The 25639-nt window shown below is 72.0% G+C and carries 1 protein-coding gene and 1 pseudogene; both read left to right on the top strand.

Annotation, left to right across the window (positions count from 1 at the left end; all coding sequences use genetic code 11):
• Window positions 1-13801: pseudogene (locus QSK35_RS03070) on the top strand (SDR family NAD(P)-dependent oxidoreductase); the annotation flags it as partial.
• A gap of 245 nt (window positions 13802-14046) precedes the next feature.
• Window positions 14047-25638: an SDR family NAD(P)-dependent oxidoreductase gene (locus tag QSK35_RS03065; RefSeq protein WP_502881617.1), complete on the top strand. Its 11592-nt coding sequence runs from the start codon at window positions 14047-14049 to the stop codon at window positions 25636-25638.
• Window position 25639 lies beyond the last annotated feature (1 nt).

Below are 25639 nucleotides of genomic sequence, written 5' to 3'. Positions count from 1 at the left end.
GAGTACCTCAAGCGCGCCATCGCCGACGCGCGGCACGCCCAGCGCCGCGTGGCCGAGCTGGAGGAGGGCGCGCGCGAGCCGATCGCGATCATCGGGATGGGCTGCCGGTTCCCCGGTGGCGTGCGCACCCCGGACGACCTGTGGCGGCTGGTCGCCTCGGGCCGCGACGCGATCTCGGACTTTCCCGCCGACCGGGGCTGGGACCTCGGCGCGCTGTTCGACGACGACCCGGACGCCGCTGGGCGCAGCTACGTGCGGGAAGGCGCCTTCCTGCACGACGCCGGTGCGTTCGACGCCGAGTTCTTCGGGATCTCGCCGCGTGAGGCGCTGGCGATGGACCCGCAGCAGCGGCTGCTGCTGGAGACGACGTGGGAGGCGGTCGAGCACGCGGGGATCGACCCCCTTTCGTTGCGGGGCACCGACACCGGCGTGTTCGCCGGCGTGATGCACAACGGCTACGGCGCGGCCGCCGGGCACACCGGCGAGGGGCACCTGGTCACCGGGACGGCGGCCAGTGTCGTGACGGGCCGGATCGCCTACGCGTTCGGCCTGGAGGGCCCGGCGGTCACCGTCGACACGGCGTGCTCCTCGTCGCTGGTCGCGCTGCACTGGGCGGCGCGGGCGCTGCGATCCGGCGAGTGTTCGCTCGCGCTCGCCGGTGGCGTGTCGGTGATGGCCGATCCGGACACGTTCATCGAGTTCTCCCGGCAACGCGCGCTGGCACCGGACGGCCGGTGCAAGCCGTTCGCCGCCGCGGCCGACGGCACCGCGTGGTCCGAGGGCGCCGGCGTGCTGGTGCTGGCCCGGCTCTCCGACGCCGAGCGCCTCGGTCATCCCGTGCTGGCCGTAGTCCGCGGATCGGCGGTCAACTCCGATGGCGCATCGAACGGACTGACCGCTCCAAACGGGCTGGCGCAGCAGCGGGTGATCCGTGCGGCGCTGTCCTCGTCCGGGCTTGAACCGTCCGATGTGGACGTTGTGGAGGCGCACGGCACGGGAACGGTGCTGGGTGATCCGATCGAGGCGCAGGCGTTGCTGGCGACCTATGGTCAGGACCGTTCGGTTCCGTTGTGGCTGGGGTCGATCAAGTCCAACCTCGGCCACACCCAGGCGGCGGCCGGGGTCGCGGGCGTCATCAAGATGGTGCAGGCGATGCGCCGCGGTGTGCTGCCGCGGACGCTGCACGTCGACGCGCCGTCGCCGCACGTCGACTGGTCGGCGGGCGCGGTCGAGCTGCTGACCGGGGCCCATCCGTGGCCGGCCGGAGACCGGCCGCGCCGGGCCGCGGTGTCGTCGTTCGGCATGAGCGGCACCAACGCGCACGTCATCCTCGAAGAGGTCGTGAGTGGTTTCCGTCGCCAGGACGACGGAAACCACTCACAAGGTCTTTCCCCCACCCCTTGGGTGATCTCCGGCCGAACCGAAGCCGCGTTGCGCGCGCAAGCGGCACGGCTGGCCGAGTTCCTCGACGATCAGCCGGACGCCGGTGTCCGGGACGTCGGCTACTCGCTGGCGGGCCGGGCGGCGTTGGAGCACCGGGCCGTCCTGGTCGGCAACGATCGGCGGGAGCTGCGCGAGGGCCTGATCGACCTGGCGAACGGCGCGCCGGTGCCGAGGGCCGTCGCGGGCAAGGTCGTGTTCGTCTTCCCCGGTCAGGGTTCGCAGTGGGCCGGGATGGCGAAGGAGTTGCTGGAGTCCGCACCGGTGTTCGCGGCGCGGATGCGTGATTGTGCCGAGGCGCTTGGTCCGTTCGTTTCGTTGGATCTCGACGAGACCGAGCGAGTGGATGTCGTCCAGCCGGCGTTGTGGGCGGTGATGGTGTCACTGGCCGCGCTGTGGCGTTCCTACGGTGTGGAGCCGGACGCCGTTGTCGGTCATTCGCAGGGTGAGATCGCGGCCGCGGTGGTGGCGGGCGCGTTGTCGCTGGAGGACGGCGCGCGGGTTGTGGCGTTGCGGAGCCGGGCGTTGCGCAAGATCGCCGGTCGCGGCGGGATGTGTGTGGTGTCGGAGGTGCCGGACGATCCGCGGTTGTCCGTTGCGGCGGTGAACGGGCCCTCGTCATTCGTGCTCTCGGGCGACGTCGATGCGTTGGTGGGTAAGCGGATCCCGGTCGACTACGCGTCACACTCGCCGCACGTGGAGGACATCCGTGACGAACTACTGGATGTTCTGGACGTCACGCCGGCCTCCGTGCGGGTGCCGTTCTTCTCGACGGTGACGGGCGACTGGCTGGACACGACGGAGCTGGACGCCGGGTACTGGTACCGCAACCTGCGGCAGACGGTGTTGTTCGAGCGGGCGGTCCGGTCACTGAGCCAGGAACATCGGGTGTTCGTGGAGGTCAGCCCGCACCCGGTGCTGACGATGAGCATCGAGGAGACCTTCGACGCGGCCGGCGTGGACGCCGTCGCGGTGGGGTCGCTGCGCCGCGACGACGGCGGGCTGCGGCGCTGGCTGACCTCCGCGGGCGAGCTGTGGACGCGCGGTGTTCCCGTGTCGTGGCGGGACGCCGTCGCCGGTGGACGGCGCGTGGACCTGCCCGCCTACGCCTTCCAGCACCGGCGGTTCTGGCTGGGCGCGGCCGGGAAACCGTTGCTGGACACGGTCGTCCGGCTCGCCGATGGCGACGGCGTCGTGCTGACGGGCCGGCTGTCGCACGACTGGTTGCCCGACCACGCGGTGGCGGGCGAGGTCGTGCTGCCCGGCACCGCGTTCGTGGAGCTCGCGCTGCGGGCGGGCGACGAGGCCGGGTGCGGGCTCGTCGACGAGCTGGTCATCGAGAAACCGTTGGTGATTCCCGGGAACGAGCCGGTCCGGCTGCAGGTCGTCGTCGGCTCCGACGAGTCGGGACGCCGATCGCTGGACATCCACGCCTCGTCTGGCGACGGCGGCTGGGTCCGGCACGCCACCGGCGTGCTCGCCGCCGAAGACTCGGTACCTCCGGCCGACCTCGCGGAGTGGCCGCCCGCCGGCGCGGCGAGCGTGGACGTGACCGGGCTGTACGAGCGGTTGGCGGCGACCGGCTATGGCTACGGCCCGGCGTTCCGGGGACTGCGTGCGGTGTGGCGGCGCGGTACCGAGATCTTCGCCGAGGTGGCTCTGCCCGAACACGTCGGCGTCGACGCCGTCACCGTCCATCCGGCGTTGCTGGACGCGGCGCTGCATGCGCTGTCCCTGGACGGGGCGGAGCTGCGGTTGCCGTTCTCGTGGCACGGCGTGACGGCGCACGCGTCCGGCGCCACGGCGGCACGGGTCCGGCTGACCACGGGTGAGCAGGTGTCGCTGGCGGCCTTCGACACGACCGGCCGGCCGCTCGTCACGGTCGGCTCGCTGGTCACCCGGCCGGTCGATGCCGGTCGGCTCACCCGGCCCGACGCGTTGTTCCGGGTCGACTGGATCCCCGTGCCGGTCCCGGCTGCGGCGTCGGACGCCGTGTTCGTCTCCTGTCGTTCGGTGCACGCGGCGCTGAATCTGGTGCAGTCCTCGCTTGCGGAATCGGCGCGGCTCGTCGTGGTGACCAGGGGTACCACGGCCGCGCGGCCCGGCGAGGGAGTGTCCGATGTGGACGGCGCGGCGATCTGGGGCCTGCTGCGCTCGGCGCAGTCGGAGCACCCCGGCCGGTTCGTGCTGGCCGACATCGACGATCACGAGGCGTCGCTCGCCGTGTTGCGGTCCGCGGTCGCGCTCGACGAACCACAGCTCGCGGTCCGTGCGGGCGAGGTGCTGGTGCCCCGGCTGGTGCGCGAGGACTCCTCGGGGGAGCTGGATCTGCCCGCTGAGCCATGGCGGCTGGATGTCGTCGAGGCGGGCAGTATCGAGGGGCTGCGCGCGGTGCCCCGCCCGCTCGATCCCTTGGCGGACGGGCGGATTCGTGTCGCCGTGCGTGCGGCGGGCGTCAACTTCCGGGACGTCGTGGTGTGCCTGGGGATGGTGCCGGGTCAGGAGGGCGTCGGCAGCGAGGGCGCCGGAGTGGTGCTGGAGGTCGGGCCGGGCGTCACCGGGTTCACCCCCGGCGACCGCGTGATGGGGCTATTCGACGGTGCGTTCGGGCCGGTGGCCACGGCCGACGCGCGGATGGTCGTGCCCATGCCCGCGGGCTGGTCCTTCGCCGACGCGGCCGCGGTGCCTGTCGCGTTCCTGACCGCGTACTACGGACTGCGTGACCTCGCCGGGCTGCGTGCGGGGGAGTCGGTGCTGGTCCACGCGGCCGCCGGCGGTGTGGGCATGGCCGCCGTCCAGCTCGCCCGGCACTGGGGCGCGGAGGTCTACGGCACGGCCAGTCCCGGCAAATGGGGCACGCTGCGCGCGATGGGACTGGACGACCGGCACATCGCCAGTTCGCGGACCACGGAGTTCTCGCGTGCGTTCGGCAAGGTTGACGTGGTGCTGAACAGCCTGGCCGGCGAGTTCGTCGACGCGTCGCTGGCCCTGCTGGCGCCGGGCGGCCGGTTCGTGGAGATGGGCAAGACCGACATCCGGCAGGGGATCGACGGCTACCGGGCGTTCGACCTGAGCGAGGCCGGGCCGGAGCGCATCGGTGAGTTGCTGGCCGAAGTGCTCGCCCTCTTCGAACGCGGTGTGCTGACCCCGCTGCCGGTCACGGCCTGGGACGTCCGCCGCGCGCCGGAGGCGTTGCGGCACCTGAGCCAGGCCAGGCATGTCGGCAAGCTCGTGCTGACGATGCCGCGGCCGCTCGATCCCGACGGCACGGTCCTGATCACCGGCGGTACCGGCACGCTCGGCGGCCTCGTGGCACGCCATCTTGTCGAGCGGCACGGGATCCGGCACATCGTGCTGACCAGCCGCAGCGGCGGGGAATCCGGCGTGCCCGGCGCGCGGGTCGTAGCCTGTGACGTCGCCGACCGCGACCAGCTGGCCGCACTCTTGTCCACTTTGGACCATCCACTCACCGCCGTCGTGCATGCGGCCGGCGTGCTCGACGACGGTGTGATCGAGTCGCTGACCCCGGACCGGTTGGACGCGGTGCTGCGGCCGAAGGCGTTGGGCGCCAGGAACCTCCACGAGCTGACGCGGGACGCGGATCTCGCCGCGTTCGTGCTGTTCTCCTCGGCGGCGGGCGTTCTCGGCGGCGCGGGGCAGGCCGGCTACGCGGCGGCCAACGTGGTCCTCGACGCGCTCGCCGAGCAGCGGCGCCACCGGGGGCTGCCCGCGACCTCGGTGGCGTGGGGGCTGTGGGCGCAGGCCAGTGCGATGACCGGGCACCTCGGCGATGACGAACGCCGGCGCGGCCTCGCCACCGACCACGCGCTCGCGTTGTTCGACCGGGCGGTCGCGTCCAGCCGGCCGATGCTGGTGGCGATGAACCCCATGGGACGCGAGCCGGTGTCCCCGCTGCTGCGGGGACTGGTGCGCCCGGCCCGGCGGGTCGTCGGCCCCGAGGCCGGCGCGGCCCGGCAGCCGACCGGGTTGACCGAGCTGGTCAGGTCCCACGTCGCCGCGGTGCTCGGCCACGCCTCGGCGGACGACATCGCGGCGGATCGCGCGTTCCAGGAGCTGGGGTTCGACTCGCTGACCGCGGTCGAGCTGCGCAACCGGCTGAACGCCGCGACCGGGCTGCGGCTGCCGACCACGGTGGTCTTCGACCATCCCACGCCCGCGACGCTGGCGGACTACCTGCGTGCGGAGATCGGCGGTGACAGCGCGGTGAGCGAAGCCGTCGTGCCGGCCGCGACCTCGGACGATCCGGTCGTGATCGTCGCGATGGGCTGCCGGTTCCCCGGCGGCGTGCGGTCGCCGGACGACCTCTGGCGGCTCGTGGCGTCCGGTACCGACGCCATCTCCGGGTTCCCCGCCGACCGTGGCTGGGACCTCGCCGGCCTCTACGACCCGGATCCGGACGCATCCGGCCGGTCCTACGTGCGGCACGGAGGTTTCCTGTCCGACGCCGCGGAGTTCGACGCCGGCTTCTTCGGCATCTCGCCGCGCGAGGCGGTCGCGATGGATCCTCAGCAGCGACTGCTGCTGGAGACCGCGTGGGAGACGTTCGAGCGGGCGGGCATCGACCCGGTTTCCCTGCGCGGCAGCCGGACCGGCGTGTTCGCCGGCACCAACATCCAGGACTACGGCCTGCTGTTGCACGACGCCCCCGGCGAGGCCGAGGGCTACGGCGCCACCGCGACCGCCGCGAGCGTCGTGTCCGGCCGGGTCGCCTACGCGTTCGGACTGGAAGGGCCAGCCGTCACGATCGACACGGCGTGCTCGTCATCACTGGTGGCACTGCACCTGGCGGCGCAGTCGCTGCGCTCGGGGGAGTGCTCGCTGGCGCTGGCGGGCGGTGTCGCCGTCCTGGCCACGCCGGGCGGTTTCGTCGAGTTCTCCCGGCAGCGCGCACTGTCGCCGGACGGGCGGTGCAAGCCGTTCGCCGCCGCGGCGGACGGCACGAGCTGGTCCGAAGGCGCCGGGCTGGTGCTGCTGGAGCGGTTGTCGGATGCGCGTCGGCTCGGGCATCCGGTGTTGGCGGTGGTGCGGGGTTCGGCGGTGAACCAGGATGGTGCGTCGAACGGGTTGACGGCGCCGAATGGTCCGTCGCAGCAGCGGGTGATCCGGGCCGCGCTGGCTTCGGCTGGTCTGTCCACTTCGGATGTTGATGTGGTGGAGGCGCACGGGACGGGGACGGTGCTGGGTGATCCGATCGAGGCGCAGGCCTTGCTGGCGACCTATGGTCAGGATCGTGCGACGCCGCTGCTGCTGGGGTCGGTGAAGTCCAACCTCGGTCACACCCAGGCCGCGTCGGGTGTCGCGGGCGTGATCAAGATGGTGGCGGCACTGCGGCACGGGATGGTGCCGGGGATGTTGCACCTCGACGAGCCCACCCATCAGGTGGACTGGTCGGCCGGCTCGGTGGAGGTGCCGGCGGAGCCGCGGCCGTGGCCCGTCGCCGACCGTCCGCGCCGCGCCGGGGTGTCGTCGTTCGGAATGAGTGGCACCAACGCGCACCTGATCATCGAGCAGGCTCCCGCGCCGCCGGTGGCACCGGTCGGTGAATCGCCGCGCTGTGTGCCCTGGGTGTTGTCGGCCAAGACGCGCGATGCGTTGCGGGATCAGGTGAAACGGCTGCTGGAGATCGAAGCGGGTCCGCTGGACGTCGGCTTCTCGCTCGCGCGACGGTCCGAGTTCGAGCATCGGGCCGTGGTGCTGGCCGCCGATCGGGACGGGCTGGAGGCACTGGCCAACGACGTGCCGCACGCCCGGACCGTGGAGAGGGTCGCTCGCCCCGCGGGCAAGATGGTGTTCGTGTTTCCCGGTCAGGGTTCGCAGTGGGCCGGGATGGCGAAGGAGTTGCTGGAGTCCTCGCCGGTGTTCGCGGCGCGGATGCGGGAGTGCGCCGAGGCGCTTGCGCCGTTCGTTTCGTTGGACCTGGACGAGACGGAGCGGGTGGATGTGGTGCAGCCCGCGTTGTGGGCGGTGATGGTGTCGCTGGCCGCGCTGTGGCGTTCCTACGGTGTGGAGCCGGACGCCGTTGTCGGTCATTCGCAGGGTGAGATCGCGGCCGCGGTCGTCGCCGGTGCGGTGTCGCTGGCGGACGGCGCGCGGATGGTGGCGTTGCGGAGCCGGGTACTGCGGAAGCTGTCCGGCCGGGGCGGCATGGCCGTGATCTCGGAGCTACCGGACGATCCGCGGTTGTCGGTGGCCGCGGTGAACGGACCGTCGTCGATCGTGGTCTCGGGTGACGTCGATGCGTTGGTGGGTAAGCGGATCCCGGTGGATTATCCGTCGCACTCCCCGCACATCGAGGAGTTCCGGGACGAGCTGCTGAGTGCGTTGGAGGTCACGCCGGCGTCCTCGCGGGTGCCGTTCTTCTCGACGGTGACGGGCGACTGGCTGGACACGACGGAGCTGGACGCCGGGTACTGGTACCGCAACGTGCGGCAGACCGTGCGGTTCCGGCCCGCCGTCGAAGGCCTTGCCACGGCGGGATTCTCGACTTTCGTCGAGGTCGGGCCGCATCCGGTGCTGACGTCCGACATCCAGGAGACCGTGGACGACGCCGTGGTCGTGGGAACTTTGCGCCGCGATGCCGGTGGCGTGGAACAGTTCCTCGCGTCGGCCGCCGAGCTGTGGATGCGGGGCGTGCCGGTGGACTGGAGCGACGCCGTCGCCGGTGGCCGCCTGGTCGACCTGCCGACTTACGCGTTCCAACGGCAGCGCTACTGGGTCGAGGTGCCGCGCCCGCGGTCGGTCGTCGACTCCTGGCGCTATGCGATCAGCTGGAAATCCGTGCCGGTGTCGCCGCGCGGGCTGTCCGGCACGTGGCTGCTGGTGACCGCGCCCGGAGGGCACGACTGGTCCGCCGCACTCGAGCGCGCGTTGGCCGATCGCGGCGCGACCGTGCGGGTGGTCGAGTCGGTACCGGACGTGCGCGATGTGACCGGCGTGGTGTCGCTGCTGGCGTTGGACGATCGGTCGCATGTGGACTTTCCGGCGGTGCCGCGGGGTGCGGCCGCGACCGTGGCGCTCCTGCAGAAGCTCGACGAGCTCGGCTCGGACGCGCCGCTGTGGTGCGTCACGACCGGTGCGGCCGGCGACGCGGTGACCAACCCGGAGCAGGCGTTGCTGTGGGGGCTGGGGCGGGTGGCCGCCGCCGAGTACCCGCGGTGGTGGGGTGGCGTGGTCGACGTGCCGCGGCCGGTCACCGACGAGGCGGCCACGCGTGCCGTCGCGGTGATCACCGGTTCCCACGGCGAGGACGAGCTGGTCGTGCGTGCCGACGGCGTGTTCGCACGCCGGCTGGTGCCGGCCCCACTCGCGGACCGGCCGCCGGTGCGCGACTGGCGGCCGCGCGGCACGGTCCTGGTCACCGGCGGCACCGGGGCGCTCGGCGGGCACGTGGCGCGCTGGCTGGCGAACGCGGGCGCGGAGCATCTCGTGCTGGTGAGCCGCACCGGTCATTCGGCCGAGCTCGCGGATCTCGGCACGAAGGTCACGTTCGCCCAATGCGACGTGGCCGACCGTGACGCGCTCGCGGCCGTGCTGAACGACATCCCGCCCGAGTATCCGCTGACCGCGGTTGTGCACACCGCGGCCGTGCTCGAGGATTCGCTGCTCGCCGACGTGACGCCCGAGGCCATGGACCGCGTGCTGCGGGTCAAGATGGGCGGCGCGCTGAACCTGCACGAGCTGACCAAGGACCTGGACCTGTCGGCGTTCGTGCTGTTCTCCTCGATCGCGGGGACGTGTGGCCTGGCCGGTCACGGCAACTACGCGCCGGGCAACGCCTTCCTCGACGCGCTGGCCCACCACCGCCGCGCGCAGGGCCTGGTCGCGACCTCGATCGCCTGGGGGCACTGGGACGGTGGCGGCATCGCGGGACCGGAGGCCGAGCAACAGATCCGCAGGCGCGGCCTGCTGAGCTTCCCGCCCGAGCTCGCGTTGACGGCGCTGGGGCAGGTCCTGGATCGCGACGAGACCACCGTCGCCGTCATCAACACGCGGTGGGACGACCTCGCGACGACCCGGCCCGTCCCGCTGCTCAGCGACCTGATGCCGAAGCACCGGCCGGATGAGGAGAACCCTGACCTGGCGGGCATGTCCGAGGCGGAGCAACGGCGTGCGCTGCTCGACCTCGTACGGCCGCACGTCGCTGCGGTGCTGCGCCACTCCTCACCCGAAAGCGTCGAAACGGACCGAGCCTTCAAGGAACTGGGATTCGACTCCCTGACGGCCGTCGAACTGCGCAACCGGCTGAGTCTCGCGACCGGCCAGAAGCTGCCCGCCACCCTGATCTACGACTACCCGACACCCGCGCTGCTGGCCGACCACCTGTGGTCGACGCAGTACGGCATGGCGGCCTCCCGGGACGTGGTGGTTCCCGCCGCCGCGCTGGACGAACCCGTTGCCATCGTGGGAATCGGTTGCCGGTTCCCCGGTGGGGTCCGATCGCCGGAAGACCTGTGGCGGCTGCTCGAGTCGGGTGCGGACGCCGTGTCCGGCCTGCCGCGTGATCGCGGCTGGAACCTGACCGAGCTGTACGACCCCGATCCGGACGCGCCGGGACGCAGCTACGTGCGCGACGGTGGTTTCCTGTCCGACGCGCCGGAGTTCGACGCGGCGTTCTTCGGGATCTCGCCGCGTGAGGCGCTGGCGATGGATCCGCAGCAGCGGTTGCTGCTGGAGACCGCGTGGGAGACCTTCGAGAGCGCGGGCATCGACCCCGCTTCGCTGCGGGGCAACGATGTCGGCGTGTTCGCGGGGGTGAGCGTCCAGGACTATCCGGCGCTGCTGCGGGACACTGCCGACGTCGAGGGCTACGCGATGACCGGCAGCGCGGGCAGCGTGCTCTCCGGCCGGATCGCTTACGCGCTCGGGTTGGAGGGCCCGGCGATCACGGTCGACACCGCCTGTTCGTCGTCGCTGGTGGCACTGCACCTGGCGGTTCAGTCGCTGCGGCGGGGCGAGTGTTCCCTCGCGCTGGCCGGTGGCGTCACGGTGATGTCGACGCCGGCCGCGCTGGTGGAGTTCAGCAGGCAGCGCGGCCTGTCCGCCGACGGCCGGTGCCGGGCGTTCTCCTCGACCGCCGACGGCTTCGGCATGGCGGAGGGGGCCGGGCTGGTGCTGCTGGAGCGGTTGTCGGATGCGCGTCGGCTGGGGCATCCGGTGTTGGCGGTGGTGCGGGGTTCGGCGGTGAACCAGGATGGTGCGTCGAACGGGTTGACGGCGCCGAATGGTCCGTCGCAGCAGCGGGTGATCCGGGCCGCGCTGGCTTCGGCTGGTCTGTCCACTTCGGACGTTGATGTGGTGGAGGCGCACGGGACGGGTACGGTGCTGGGTGATCCGATCGAGGCGCAGGCCTTGCTGGCGACGTACGGGCAGGATCGTTCGGTTCCGTTGTGGCTGGGGTCGGTGAAGTCCAACCTCGGGCACACACAGGCTGCGGCCGGTGCGGCCGGCGTGATCAAGATGGTGCTCGCCCTGCGCCACGGCCGGCTCCCGAAGACCCTGCACGTCGAGGAGCCCACACACGAGGTGGACTGGTCGGCGGGCGCGGTCCGGCTGCTCACCGAGCCTCAGCCGTGGCCCGCCGTCGACCGTCCGCGCCGCGCCGGGGTGTCCTCGTTCGGGATCAGCGGCACCAACGCGCACGTGATCCTGGAGGCGGTACCTGCGGAGGTCCAGGAACCGACACAGCACGAGTCGACGCGGCCGGACGTGGTGCCGTGGGTCGTGTCGGCCCGGACCGAGGCGGCGTTGCGGGCGCAGGTGGAGCGGGTGCGTGCGCTGGACGGCGATCCACACGACATCGGGTACTCGCTGGTGGCCACGCGTTCCGTGCTGGACCACCGTGCGGTCGTGCTCGGCGACCGCGTTGTCCGTGGTGTGGCACGGGCTGCGGGCAAGATCGCCTTCGTGTTCCCCGGCCAGGGCGCGCAGTGGGCGGGGATGGGCCGGGAACTGCTCGAGTCCTCGCCCGTGTTCGCGGACCGCATGCGCGCCTGCGACCGGGCGCTCGCCGAGTTCGTGGACTGGTCGCTGCTGGACGTGGTGCGCGGATCGCTGGTTCTCGATCGCGTCGATGTGGTCCAGCCCGCTTCGTTCGCCGTGATGGTGTCGCTGGCCGAACTGTGGCGGTCGCACGGCGTGGAGCCCGAAGCCGTCATCGGGCACTCGCAGGGCGAGATCGCGGCCGCGGTGGTGGCCGGTGCCCTGTCACTGGAGGACGGTGCGCGCGTGGTGGCGTTGCGCGCCAAGGCGATCGCGCGTGAGCTGGCCGGGCACGGCGGAATGGCCGTGGTGTCGGAGGTGCCGGACGATCCGCGCCTGTCGGTGGCGGCTGTGAACGGACCGGGTTCGATCGTGGTGTCGGGTGACAACGCGGCGATCGACGAGCTGCAACTGCGACGCATTCCCGTGGACTACGCCTCGCATTCCGTTCAGGTGGAACGCATCCGCGCCGAACTCGTCGACGCCCTCGCCCCGGTCCGGCCGCGCGAAGCCCGGATTCCGTTCTACTCCACGGTGACCGGCGAGCCGATCGACACTCGCTCGCTGGACGCCGAGTACTGGTACAGGAACCTGCGGCAGACCGTGCGGTTCGACCGCGCCACCCGGCGACTGGCCGCGGACGGCTACCGGGTCTTCGTCGAGTCCAGCGCCCATCCCGTGCTGAGCGCCGCCGTGGAGGACACGGTCGAGGACTCCGTCGTGGTCGGGTCTTCGCGCCGCGACGACGGCGGGATGGACCGGTTCCTCACGTCGGTCGCGGAACTGTGGGTGCGCGGTGTCGCTGTCGACTGGGGCCCGGCCGTCGCCGGCGGACGGCGGGTCGGCCTGCCCACGTATGCGTTCCAACGGGAACGCTACTGGCCGGGCACGCCGGCGCCCTCGACCGACTCGCTTCGGTACAAAGTGGACTGGCAGCCGGTTGATCCGGCCGCGCCCGCCGCGATCTCGGGAACCTGGCTGCTGCTGGAGCCCGACGATCCCGGCGCCACCGAGTGGGCCACGCGACTCGAACAGACCCTCGCCGAGCGCGGTGCACAGGTGCGCCGGGTCAACGCGATCCCGGAGGTCCGGGAGCCGATCTCGGGACTGGTGTCCCTGCTCGCACTCTCCGGCGAGCCGCACACCGAGCACGTCCCCGGCGGACTCGCCGCGACGGTCGGGCTGGTGCAAGCCGGGCTCGAGGCTCCCCTGTGGTGCGTTTCCAGTGGCGCCGTCACGACCGGTCACTCCGATCCGGTGGTCAATCCCGCGCAGGCCATGGTGTGGGGCCTCGCGCCCGTCGTCGCGGCCGAACACCCGGACAACTGGCGTGGCGTGCTCGACGTGCCCGGTCAACCGGACGACCTCACCGCCGGGCGGGTGGTCGACGTCCTGACGGCCGCCGCCGGCGAACGCGAGATCGCCGTGCGGCCCGGAGGAACGTTCGCACGACGGCTCGTGCCCGCTCCGCTCGACGGCCGGCCGATCCGGGAGTGGCAGCCGCGTGGCACGATCCTCGTCACCGGCGCGGACGGTGTGCCGGGCCGGGACGTCGTGCGCTGGCTGACCGAGAACGGCGCGGAGAACCTGCTCCTGGTCGACGACCCGGCCGACCGGGCGCTGCTGGCCGGCGCCCTCGCCACCGTGCCCGAGGAGCATCCGCTCACCGCCGTCATCCACACGGCGTCCGTGCTCGACGACGCGCTGATCGGCTCCTTGTCGTCCGAGCAGATGGACCGGGTGCTGCGGGTCAAGGCGACCGGGGCGGTGAACCTGCACGAAGCCACCCGCCACCTGGATCTGTCGGCGTTCGTGTTGTTCTCCTCGTTCGCGGGCACCCGAGGGCGCGCGGGACAGGGGAACTACGCCCCGGGCAACGCCTTCCTCGACGCGCTGGCCCAGCATCGTCGCGCGCAGGGCCTGGTGGCGACCTCGATCGCCTGGGGCCACTGGGCGGGCGTCGCCGACGAGGCGGTGCGCAGGCACGGCGGCGCCGACCTCGACCCGGAGCTGGCGCTCACCGCGCTCGGCGAGGTGCTCGACCACGACGAGACGTTCGTGGTGATCCAGCCGGCCGGACCCGAGGCGCCGCCGAGGGACGAGTACGCCGACCTCGGACGCCGACTCGTCGGTCTGTCCGAAGTGGACCAACGCGAGGTGGTGCTCGATGCCGTCCGGCCTGTCGTCGCGTCGGTGCTGCGACACCCGTCATCCGCGAGGATCGCGGCCGACCTGCCGTTCAAGGACCTCGGATTCGACTCGCTGACGGCGGTCGAGCTGCGCAACCGGCTGGCCGCGCTGACCGGCCTGCGGCTGACGTCCGCCCTGATCTTCGACCACCCGACGCCTGCCGCGCTGGCCGAGCACCTGCGCGCGGAGCTGATGCCCGACGAGAGTCCGGTGCTCGCCGAGCTCGACCGCCTCGAGGCCCTGCTCGCCGGGGCAGGCGAGGAACAACGAGAGCTGGCCGCCGGGCGCCTGCGCAGGCTGCTCGCGGTGTGCGGCGACGGGCCCCGCGTGACCGAACTGGAAGCCGCGACCAACGACGAGCTCATCGAGTTGCTCGGTGACGAGTTCGGCATCTACTGAGCTGGCAAGGGACCGGACATGAGTGACGAGAAGCTGCGCTACTTCCTCAACCGCGTCACCGCGGAGCTGCGCGAGACACGCGACCGCGTGCGCGAGCTCGAGGACGCGCGGCACGAGCCGGTCGCGATCGTGGGGATGGCCTGCCGCTATCCCGGCGGCGTCAGTTCACCGGAGTCGTTGTGGGAGTTGGTGGCGACGGGCGTCGACGCCGTTTCCGGCTTTCCGGCCGACCGGGGCTGGGACCTCGCCAACCTCTTCGACCCCGACCCGGATGCGCCCGGCCGCACCTACGTGCGCGAGGGCGGTTTCCTGTACGACGCGGCGGAGTTCGACGCGGCGTTCTTCGGGATCTCACCCCGTGAGGCCCTGGCCATGGACCCCCAGCAGCGTCTGCTGCTGGAGACGGCGTGGGAGACCTTCGAGGACGCGGGGATCGATCCCGGCACACTCCGCGGTTCCGACACCGGCGTGTTCGCCGGGATGATCTACGACGACTACGGCCGTCGTGGTGGCGCGATCCCGCAGGAGCTGGCGGCCCACATCGGCACCGGCAGCGCGTCGAGCGTCGCGTCCGGGCGGATCGCCTACACGCTCGGCCTGGAAGGCCCGGCCGTCACCGTGGACACGGCCTGCTCGTCCTCACTGGTGGCGCTGCACCTGGCGGCCCAGTCGCTACGGTCGGGGGAGTGCTCGCTGGCGTTGGCGGGCGGGGTGACCGTCATGCTCACCCCGGTCGAGCTGGTCGGTTTCGCCACGCTGCGCGGACTGTCCAAGGACGGCCGCTGCCGGGCGTTCTCCGCGGACGCCGACGGATTCGGGATGGCCGAAGGCGTCGGGCTGGTGCTGCTGGAGCGGTTGTCCGACGCCGTCCGCAACGGCCACCAGGTGCTGGCGGTCGTGCGCGGCTCCGCGGTCAACCAGGACGGCCGGTCCAACGGCCTGACGGCGCCGAACGGCCCGTCGCAGCAGCGGGTGATCCGGCAGGCGCTGGCGAACGCGCGGCTGTCTCCGTCCGATGTGGACGTTGTGGAGGCGCACGGCACGGGCACCACGCTCGGTGATCCGATCGAGGCACATGCCCTGCTCGCGACGTACGGCCGCGAACGCGACCGGCCGCTGTGGCTGGGCTCGCTGAAGTCCAACATCGGGCACGCCCAGGGCGCGGCGGGCATCGGCGGGGTCATCAAGATGGTGCAGGCGCTGCGGCACCGCATGTTGCCGGAGACCCTGCACGTGCGCGAGCCGTCCCCGCACATCGACTGGTCGTCGGGCGCGCTGGAGCTGCTCACCGAGAACCGCCCGTGGCCGGCGACCGACCGGCCCCGCCGGGCGGGTGTGTCCTCCTTCGGTATGAGCGGCACCAACGCGCACGTCATCCTCGAAGAGGTCGTGAGTGGTTTCCGTCGCCAGGACGACGGAAACCACTCACGAGGTCTTTCCACGACGCCGTGGGTGATCTCGGGCCGGAGCCCGGCGGCACTGCGGGACCAGGCGAAACGGTTGCTGGACAAGACCGGCGCGGATCCCCTGGACGTCGGCTACTCCCTGGCCACGAGCCGTGCCTCCCTGGAGCATCGGGCGGTCGTCGTCGGTGCGGACCGGGCCGAGTTGGAACGCGGGCTGCGCGCTCTGGCCAACGGCGAACCTCACGGGCGGACGGTGAGCGGTGTCGCTCGTGCCACCGGCAAGGTGGTGTTCGTGTTTCCCGGTCAGGGTTCGCAGTGGGTGGGGATGGCGCGGGAGTTGTTGGAGTCTTCGCCGGTGTTCGCGGCGCGGATGGGGGAGTGTGCGGAGGCGCTTGCTCCGTTCGTTGAGTTGGATCTCGACGAGGTGGAGCGGGTTGATGTGGTGCAGCCGGCGTTGTGGGCGGTGATGGTGTCGCTGGCTGCGCTGTGGCGGTCGTACGGTGTGGAGCCGGACGCCGTGGTGGGGCATTCGCAGGGTGAGATTGCGGCGGCGGTGGTGGCGGGTGCGTTGTCGCTGGAGGATGGCGCGCGGGTTGTGGCGTTGCGCAGCCGGGCGTTGCGAAGGATCGCGGGCCGGGGCGGCATGGCCGTGGTGTCGGAGGTGCCGGACGATCCGCGCCTGTCGGTGGCGGCGGTGAACGGCCCGTCGTCGTTCGTGCTCTCCGGCGATGTCGATGCGTTGGTGGGCAAGCGAATCCCGGTGGACTACGCGTCACACTCGCCGCACGTGGAGGACATCCGCGACGAACTGCTGGACGTACTGGACGTCACGCCGACGTCCGCGCGGACGCCGTTCTATTCCACTGTGGACTCGCGGTGGCTGGGTGGCGGCGAGCTGACCGCGGAGTACTGGTATCGCAACCTGCGGCAGACGGTGTACTTCGAGCCTGCGATCAGGGAACTGAGTCAGGGGCGCGGGGTGTTCGTCGAGGTCAGCCCGCATCCCGTGCTGGCCACCGAAGTGCAGGAGATCGCCGAGCACGCGGTCGTCACCGGGTCGCTGCGTCGCGACGACGGCGGCTTGGCCCGGTTCCTGATGTCGCTCGGTGAACTCCACGTGCACGGCTGCCACGTCGACTGGACGGCCGCGTTCGACGGCGGCCGCAGGATCGCGCTGCCGACCTATGCCTTCCAGCGTCAGCGCTTCTGGCTGGACGCGGGCACGCCGTCCGCCGACGGTGCCGCGCATCCGTTGCTGGACACGGTGGTCGGCCTGGCCGACTCCGCGGAGGTGGTGCTCACCGGACGGCTGTCCCGGCATACCCACCCGTGGCTGGCCGATCACGCCGTGGCGAGCTCGATCTTCCTGCCGGGAACGGCGTTCGTCGAGATGGCCATGCACGCAGCCGACCACGTCGGCCGGGACGGTCTGGCCGAGCTGGTGATCGAGACGCCGCTCGTGCTGCCACCGGACGGCGCCGTGGTGGTGCAGGTGCGGGTCACCGATCGTGAGCAGCTCACCGTCCACGCCCAGCACGACGACGGCACGTGGGTCCGGCATGCCGCCGGCACGCTGGCGGATTCCGTTGCCCAGCCGGACTTCGACTTCACCGAGTGGCCGCCCGCACGGGCCGTGGCGGTGGGCATCGACGGGATCTACGAGCGGCTGGCGCGGACCGGCTACGGCTACGGCCCCGCGTTCCGCGGGCTGCGCGCGGCCTGGCGGCGCGGTGACGAGTTGTTCGCCGAGGTGAGCCTGCCGGACGAGCAGCGCGCCGACGCCGGTCGGTTCGGCCTGCACCCCGCGTTGCTCGACGCCGCGCTGCACGCCGGGTTCCTGGCCGGGGAGGAGCAGGCGCGGCTGCCGTTCGTGTGGAACGGTTTCCGCCTGCGGGCTACGGGGGCGACCACGCTGAGGGTCCGGCTGGTGCCGGCCGGAACCGATGCGATGAGCGTCGCGGTCGCGGACGGCGCGGGACACCTCGTCGCCTCGGCGGAGTCGTTGCGGATGCGACCCGTCTCCGTGGAGGCGGCGACCCCGGACTCCCTGTACCGCGTGGACTGGGTCCCGGCGAGCGCCGAGCCGGCGCCGGACGTCGAGGTGGCGTACTGCCTTCCGGACTCCGAGGTACGCCCGCCGGCCCATCGGGGGCTGGCGTTGGTGCAGGAGTGGCTCGCCGGAGATCACTCGGCCCGGCTCGCCATCGTGACGCGCAACGCGGTCGCCGCCCGGCCCGGCGACCACGTCGATCCGGCGAGCGCCGCGGTGTGGGGGCTCGTGCGCTGTGCGCAGGCCGAACATCCGGACCGCTTCGTGCTCGTGGACACCGATGGCCCCGACGTACTCTTCGTTCCCGGTGAGTCCCAGGTCGCGGTGCGGTCCGGCGAGGCGTTGGTGCCCAGGCTGACCCGAGGCGCGCGCGAGCTCGCGCTGCCCGGCACCTCCGGCTGGCGGCTCGACGTGCTCGGCGAGGGCAGCATCGACGGACTCGGATTCGTTCCCAGCGACGAGGAAGAACCGTTGGCGCCGGGGCAGATCCGGATCGCTGTCCGGGCCGCCGGCGTCAACTTCCGGGACGTCGTCGTCACCCTGGGCATGGTGCCCGGTCAGCACGGAATCGGCGGCGAGGGCGCGGGGATCGTGCTGGAGACCGGTCCGGGCGTGACCGGCTTCGCCGTCGGCGACCGGGTCATGGGACTGCTCGACGGCGCGTTCGGTACGGTCGCCCGCGCAGACGCGCGCCTGGTGACCCGAATTCCTCATGGCTGGTCGTTCGCGCGGGCGGCGTCGGTGCCGGTGGCGTTCCTGACCGCTTTCTACGGGTTGCGTGAGCTGGCGGGTTTGCGTGCTGGTGAGCGGGTGTTGGTCCACGCTGCCGCGGGTGGTGTGGGGATGGCCGCGGTGCGGTTGGCGCGGCATTGGGGTGCGGAGGTGTTCGCGACCGCGAGTCCGGAGAAGTGGCACGCGGTGGACGCCGATCATCTCGCGAGTTCGCGGACGACGGAGTTCGCGGAGGTGTTCGGCGAGGTGGACGTGGTGCTGAACTCGCTGGCCGGTGAGTTCGTGGACGCCTCGCTGGGTTTGCTCGCACCGGGTGGCCGGTTCCTGGAGATGGGCAAGACCGACATTCGCGATCTGTCCGATGTGGACTACCGGGCGTTCGACCTGATGGAGGCCGGTCCTGAGCGGATCGGGCGGATGCTGGCCGAGCTCGTGGAACTGTTCGAGCGTGGTGTGCTGTCGCTGCCGCCGGTGACGGCGTGGGATGTGCGTCGTGCACCGGAGGCGTTCCGGTTCCTCAGCCAGGCCAGGCACATCGGCAAGATCGTCCTCACGATTCCCCGGCCGCTCGACCCCGAAGGCACGGTCCTCATCACCGGCGGCACCGGGACGCTCGGCGGTGTGCTGGCCCGTCATCTCGTCGCGCGGCACGGTGTCCGGCACCTGCTGCTGGTCAGCCGCAGCGGTGGCGAGCTGACCATTCCGGATGCGGAGGTGCGGGTCGCCGCGTGCGACGTGGCCGATCGTGTCGCGCTCGCCGAACTACTGGCGGGGCTCGACCGCCCGCTGACGGCGGTCGTGCACGCGGCCGGTGTCCTCGACGACGGCGTCGTCGAATCGTTGACGCCGCAACGCGTGGACACCGTGCTGCGCCCCAAGGCCGACGCCGTCGTCCACCTGCACGAGCTCACCAGGGACGCGGATCTGGCGGCGTTCGTGCTGTTCTCCTCGGCCGCCGGGGTCTTCGGCGGTCCGGGCCAGGCGAACTACGGCGCGGCCAACGCTTTCCTCGACGCGTTCGCCCAGCGTCGCCGTGATGAGGGGCTGCCCGCGACGGCGATGGCGTGGGGGCTGTGGGCGGAGGCGACCGGGATGACCGGCCACCTCGGGCAGACCGACCACGCCCGGATGTCGCGCAACGGCGCGTTGCCGCTCTCCAACGCACAGGGCATGGCGTTGTTCGACGCGGCGATCAACGCCGCCGACGCCGCCGTGGTACCGGTGCGGCTCGACCTGGCCGCCTTGCGCGGGGCGGACGTGCCGCCTCTCCTGCGTGGCCTTGTGCGACCGGCTCGCCGGGTCGCCGTCGACGGCTCCGCGGCCGGCCACCTGGCCGGGCTCGATGACGCGGCGAAGGACCGGACCCTGCTGGACCTGGTGCGCGCCAACGCCGCCGCGGTCCTCGGCCACTCGGACGCCGCCGGAGTCGAGCCGGAGCGCGCGTTCCGGGACCTGGGGTTCGACTCGCTGACGGCGGTCGAGCTGCGCAACCGGCTCGCCGCCGCGACCGGCTTGCGGCTGCCCGCGACGCTGGTGTTCGACCACCCCAACCCGGTCGCGCTGGCCCGGCGCCTGCGCGCGGACCTGTTCGGCGACACCGTCGATGAGGCACCGACGGCGGTGGTGGCCGACGCCGACGAGCCGATCGCGATCATCGGCATGGCCTGTCGCTTCCCCGGTGGCGTGAGCTCGCCGGAGGACCTGTGGCGGTTGGTCGGCTCCGAGCGGGACGTGGTCGGCGGGTTCCCGACCGATCGCGGCTGGGATCTCGATCGCCTCTTCGACCCCGACCCGGACCGGGCGGGCACGAGCTATGTCGACGCCGGCGGGTTTCTCGACGGCGCCGCCGATTTCGACCCCGCGTTCTTCGGCATCTCCCCGCGCGAAGCGCTGGCCATGGATCCGCAGCAGCGGTTGCTGCTGGAGACCGCGTGGGAGACGTTCGAACGGGCCGGCATCGACCCCAAGTCGTTGCGGGGCAGTGCGACCGGTGTGTTCGCCGGCGTGATCTACCACGAGTACGGAGCGCTGCTCCACCAGGCGGGCGACGAACTCGAGGCGTACATGGGCACCGGCAGCGCGGCCAGCGTCCTGACCGGCCGGATCGCCTACACCCTGGGCTTGGAGGGACCCGCCGTCACGGTCGACACGGCGTGCTCCTCGTCGCTGGTGGCGCTGCACCTGGCGGCGCAGTCCGTGCGAGCAGGCGAATGTTCGCTCGCACTGGCCGGCGGTGTGACGGTGATGGCCACACCCAGCGCGTTCGTCGGGTTCTCCCGGCAGCGGGGGCTGTCGCCCGACGGCCGGTGCAAGCCGTTCGCGGCGGCCGCGGACGGCACCGGCTGGTCCGAAGGCACCGGCCTGGTTCTGGTGGAACGGTTGTCCGACGCGCAACGCAACGGCCACCCGGTCCTCGCGGTGCTGCGCGGCAGCGCGGTCAACCAGGACGGCGCGTCGAACGGTCTGTCCGCCCCCAACGGCGTGTCGCAGCAACGCGTAATCCGGCAGGCGCTGGCCAACGCGCGGCTGACTCCGTCCGATGTGGACGTTGTCGAGGCACATGGCACCGGTACCACGCTGGGTGATCCGATCGAGGCGCAGGCCCTGCTGGCGACGTACGGGCAGGACCGCTCGGTGCCGTTGGGGCTGGGGTCGGTGAAGTCGAATCTCGGGCACACGCAGGCGGCGGCCGGGGTGGCCGGGGTGATCAAGACCGTGCTGGCGATGCGGCACGGGACCATGCCGCGAACCCTGCACGTCGACGAGCCGTCGACGAAGGTCGACTGGACGGCGGGTGCCGTCGAGGTGCTGACCGAGGCACGACCGTGGCCGAGTACCGGGCGGCCGCGCCGCGCGGCCGTCTCCGCATTCGGGGTGAGTGGCACGAACGCCCACGTGATCTTGGAAGCGCCACCCTCGGTGGTCCCTCCGTCTTCCGGCCAGGGTGGGCCGGTTCCGTGGTTGGTGAGCGGCCGGACCGGTCGTGCGTTGCGGGACCAGGCCGAGCGGTTGCTGGGTGTGGCGGATGTGGATCCGGTGGACGTGGCCTACTCGCTGGCGACCACGCGATCGGCGTTCGAGCATCGGGCCGTGGTGGTCGGCGACGTCCGGTCCGGTCTGTCGGCGCTGGCCGAGGGGATGCCGTCGGCGAACGTCGTCGAAGGTGTCGCTCGTGCCACCGGCAAGGTGGTGTTCGTCTTCCCCGGTCAGGGTTCGCAGTGGGCGGGGATGGCGCGGGAGTTGTTGGAGTCTTCGCCGGTGTTCGCGGCGCGGATGGGGGAGTGTGCGGAGGCGCTTGCTCCGTTCGTTGAGTTGGATCTCGACGAGACGGAGCGGGTGGATGTGGTGCAGCCGGCGTTGTGGGCGGTGATGGTGTCGCTGGCCGAGCTGTGGCGTTCGTATGGTGTTGAACCCGATGCGGTGGTGGGGCATTCGCAGGGTGAGATCGCGGCGGCGGTGGTGGCGGGTGCGTTGTCGCTGGCGGACGGCGCGCGGGTTGTGGCGTTGCGGAGCCGGGCGTTGCGGAAGATCACCGGCCGCGGCGGGATGTGTGTGGTGTCGGAGGTGCCGGACGATCCGCGGTTGTCCGTTGCGGCGGTGAACGGGCCCTCGTCATTCGTGCTCTCGGGCGACGTCGATGCGTTGGTGGGCAAGCGAATCCCGGTCGACTACGCGTCACACTCGCCGCACGTGGAGGACATCCGCGACGAGCTGCTGGACGTACTGAACGTCACGCCGAAATCCGCGGCGGTGCGGTTCTTCTCGACGGTGACGGGCGACTGGCTGGACACGACCGAGCTCACCGCGGAGTACTGGTACCGCAACCTGCGGCAGACGGTGCACTTCGAGCCCGCGATCAGGGACCTCGGCGAGGACCACGGAGTGTTCGTCGAAGTCAGCCCGCATCCGGTGCTGGCCACGGACGTGCAGGAGATCGCGGAGCACGCGATCGTGACGGGAACACTGCGGCGCGACGACGGCGGACTGCCGCGACTGTGGAACTCCCTCGCCCAACTGTGGGTGCGCGGTGTACCCGTCGACTGGAGCCACGCCGTCGCCGGTGGCCACCGGACCGAGCTGCCGACGTACGCGTTCCAGCACGAGCGGTTCTGGGTCGAACCGACCCGAAGCGTTGCCGCGGAAGGACTCGGGCTGACCGAGGGGGACCACCCGCTGCTCGGCGCGGTGGTCGACCTCGCCGACGACGACGGTGTGCTGCTCACCGGACAGATCTCGCTGCGGACGCACCCGTGGCTGGCCGACCACGCGGTGCGTGGATCGGCCATCGTGCCGGGAACCGCCTTCGTCGAGCTGGCGTTGCGCGCCGGCGACGAGGTGGGCTGCCCGGTCGTGGCCGAGTTGGTGATCGAAACGCCGTTGCCCGTACCGGAAACCGGTGCGGTCCGCCTCCAGGTCAAGGTCGCCGCGGAGGACGAGCCCGGTCGCCGGCCGGTCACCATCCACGCCAAGTCTGACGGCTCGGAGTGGACGCGGCACGCCAGCGGGATGATCACCGCCGAGCGGCCGGATCGCGCGACGGACCTGAGCGAGTGGCCGCCCGCGGACGCGGTGCCCGTCGACATCGATCTTTACGGGGACCTCGATGCGGCCGGTTACGGCTACGGACCGGCGTTCCAGGGCGTCCGGGCGATCTGGCGGCGCGGTGGCGAGATCTTCGCCGAGGTGGAGGGGCCGGACTCGGCCAAGGGCTTCGGCATCCATCCCGCGCTGCTGGACGCGGCCATGCACGCGGCGGCGGCGGGCGGCCCGGTCGACGAGGTCAGGCTTCCGTTCTCCTTCAACGACGTCTGCCTGCACGCGACCGGAGTGTCCGCGGTACGGGTGCGGCTGGTGTCCGATCGGGACGGTGAGCTCTCGGTGACGCTCGCCGACGACACTGGCCGGCCCGTCGCGGCGATCGGCGCGGTGGTGACGCGCCCACTGCCGGCCGTCCACCCCGACGCGTTGTTCCACCTCGACGCGTTGTTCCACCTCGACTGGACGCCGGTGGACGCGCCGGCGACGAAGACCGACGATGTGCTGGCCTCGGTCGTCGTACCGGCCACCGCGGACCTCGCCAAGGCCGTGCACACGACGACCCACCACGCCCTGGCTCTCGTGCGGACGTGGCTTTCCACGGACGGGTCCGGTCGTCTCGCGGTGGTGACGCGCGGGGCCGTGCGGGACGTGACGAACCCGGCCGGCGCGGCGGTGTGGGGTCTCGTGCGCTCGGCACAGCTGGAGCACCCCGGCCGGTTCGTGCTGGTGGACATCGACGGCGAGCAGGCCTCGCTGGACGTCCTGCCCGCGGCGCTCGCACTGGACGAGCCGCAGCTCGCGGTGCGCGCGGGAACGGTGCTGGTTCCTCGGGTGGCACGCGCGTCCACGGCCTTGGCGGCACCGGCGGAACCGGTGTGGCGACTGGACATCACCGACCGGCGGACGCTCGACGAGCTGTGGCTCGCGCCCAGCCCCGAGGCCGGACTGCCGTTGCGCGACCACGAGGTACGCATCGCCGTCCGCGCAGCCGGCGTGAACTTCAAGGACGTGCTGATCGCGCTCGGAATGATCCGGGAGCAGGACTACATCGGCGGCGAGGGCGCCGGCGTGGTTCTCGAGGTGGGGCCGCGGGTGACGGGACTCGCGCCCGGTGACCGCGTGATGGGCATGATCCCCGGCGCCTTCGGACCCGTCGCGGTGACGGATTCCCGCATGGTGATGCGCATGCCGGACGGGTGGTCGTTCGCGCGGGCGGCGTCGGTGCCGGTGGCGTTCCTGACCGCGTACTACGGGTTGCGTGAGCTGGCCGGTTTGCGTGCCGGTGAACGGGTGTTGGTCCACGCGGGCGCCGGCGGGGTCGGGATGGCGGCCATCCAGCTCGCCCGGCATTGGGGCGCCGAGGTGTTCGCGACCGCGAGTCCGGAGAAGTGGCACGCCGTGGACGCTGACCGGATCGCCAGCTCGCGGACGACGGAGTTCGCGGACGTGTTCGGCGAGGTCGATGTGGTGCTGAACTCGCTGGCGGGTGAGTTCGTGGACGCGTCGCTCGGGTTGCTCGCACCGGGCGGGCGGTTCATCGAGATGGGCAAGACCGACATTCGCAATCCGTCCGATGTGGGCTATCGAGCGTTCGACCTGACCGAGGCAGGCCCGGATCGGATCGGCCGGATGCTGGCCGAGCTCGTGGACCTGTTCGAACAGGGCGCGCTGTCGCCGTTGCCCGTGACCACTTGGGACGTTCGCCGGGCTCCGGAGGCGTTCCGATTCATGAGCCAGGCCAAGCACATCGGCAAGGTCGTGCTCACGATTCCGCGGCCGCTCGACCGCGAAGGCACGGTCCTGATCACCGGTGGAACCGGCACGCTCGGCGGGATCGCCGCCCGGCACCTGGTCGCCACGCACGGCGTCCGGCACCTCGTGCTGGCGAGCCGGCGCGGTCGTGCCGCGGCCGCCGAGCTGGAGGCCGAGCTCGCCGGGTTGGGCGCCGAGGTCGTCATCGCGTCCTGCGACGTGGCCGACCCCGCCGCACTCGCGGAGCTCGTCGCGGGAATCGAACCGCCGCTCACCGGCGTCGTCCACACCGCGGGCGCGCTCGACGACGGCCTGGTCGAGGCGCTGACCCCGGACCGGGTGGACACGGTGCTGCGGCCCAAGGCGGACGCGGCCGTGACACTGCACGAGCTCACCAAGGACCTCGACCTGGCCGCGTTCGTGCTGTACTCCTCGGCGTCCGGCGTCTTCGGCAACGCCGGACAGGCGAACTACGCCGCGGCCAACGCCTTCCTCGACGCGCTCGCCGAGCACCGCGCGGCACTCGGCCTGCCCGCGACGTCACTGGCGTGGGGGCTGTGGGAGCAGGACAGCGGCCTGACCGGGCGCCTCGGCGCGACCGATCGCGGCCGGTTGGCGAGGGGCGGTTCGCGCGCGTTGTCCTCCGCGCAGGGCATGGCCCTGTTCGACGCCGCGGGCACGCTCGCGATGCCGTCCGTGATCGCCGCTCCGCTCGACCCGCCGGCCCGCAAACCCAAGCGGACAGCCAGGAATGCCGAGGAGTCGTTGCCGGAGCGACTGCGCTCGGCGTCGCCCGCCGAGCGCGACCGGGTGCTGACCACCGCCGTGCGCCGCAACGCTGCCGCCGTGCTCGGGCACACCGGTGTCGACCTCGTCGGCGCGGACCGGCCGTTCAAGGAGCTCGGATTCGACTCGCTGACCGCTGTCGAGCTGCGCAACCGGTTGTCGGCGGTCACCGGGCTCAGGTTGCCGGCGACGCTGGTGTTCGACCATCCGAGCCCGGCCGAGCTGGCCCGCCACCTGCGACAGGAACTCTTTCCCGAAGTCGAGCAGCCGGTCGCGCTCGACCTGATCGACACCATGGATGCCGAGGACCTCATCGCGCGTGCCTTCACCGGAGGTTCCGCATGAC

The sequence above is a fragment of the Lentzea sp. NBRC 105346 genome, from assembly GCF_030269605.1.
Taxonomy (GTDB): domain Bacteria; phylum Actinomycetota; class Actinomycetes; order Mycobacteriales; family Pseudonocardiaceae; genus Lentzea.
The sequence above is the reverse complement of the archived record's forward strand: the minus strand, read 5'-3'. Positions and strand labels throughout refer to the sequence as shown.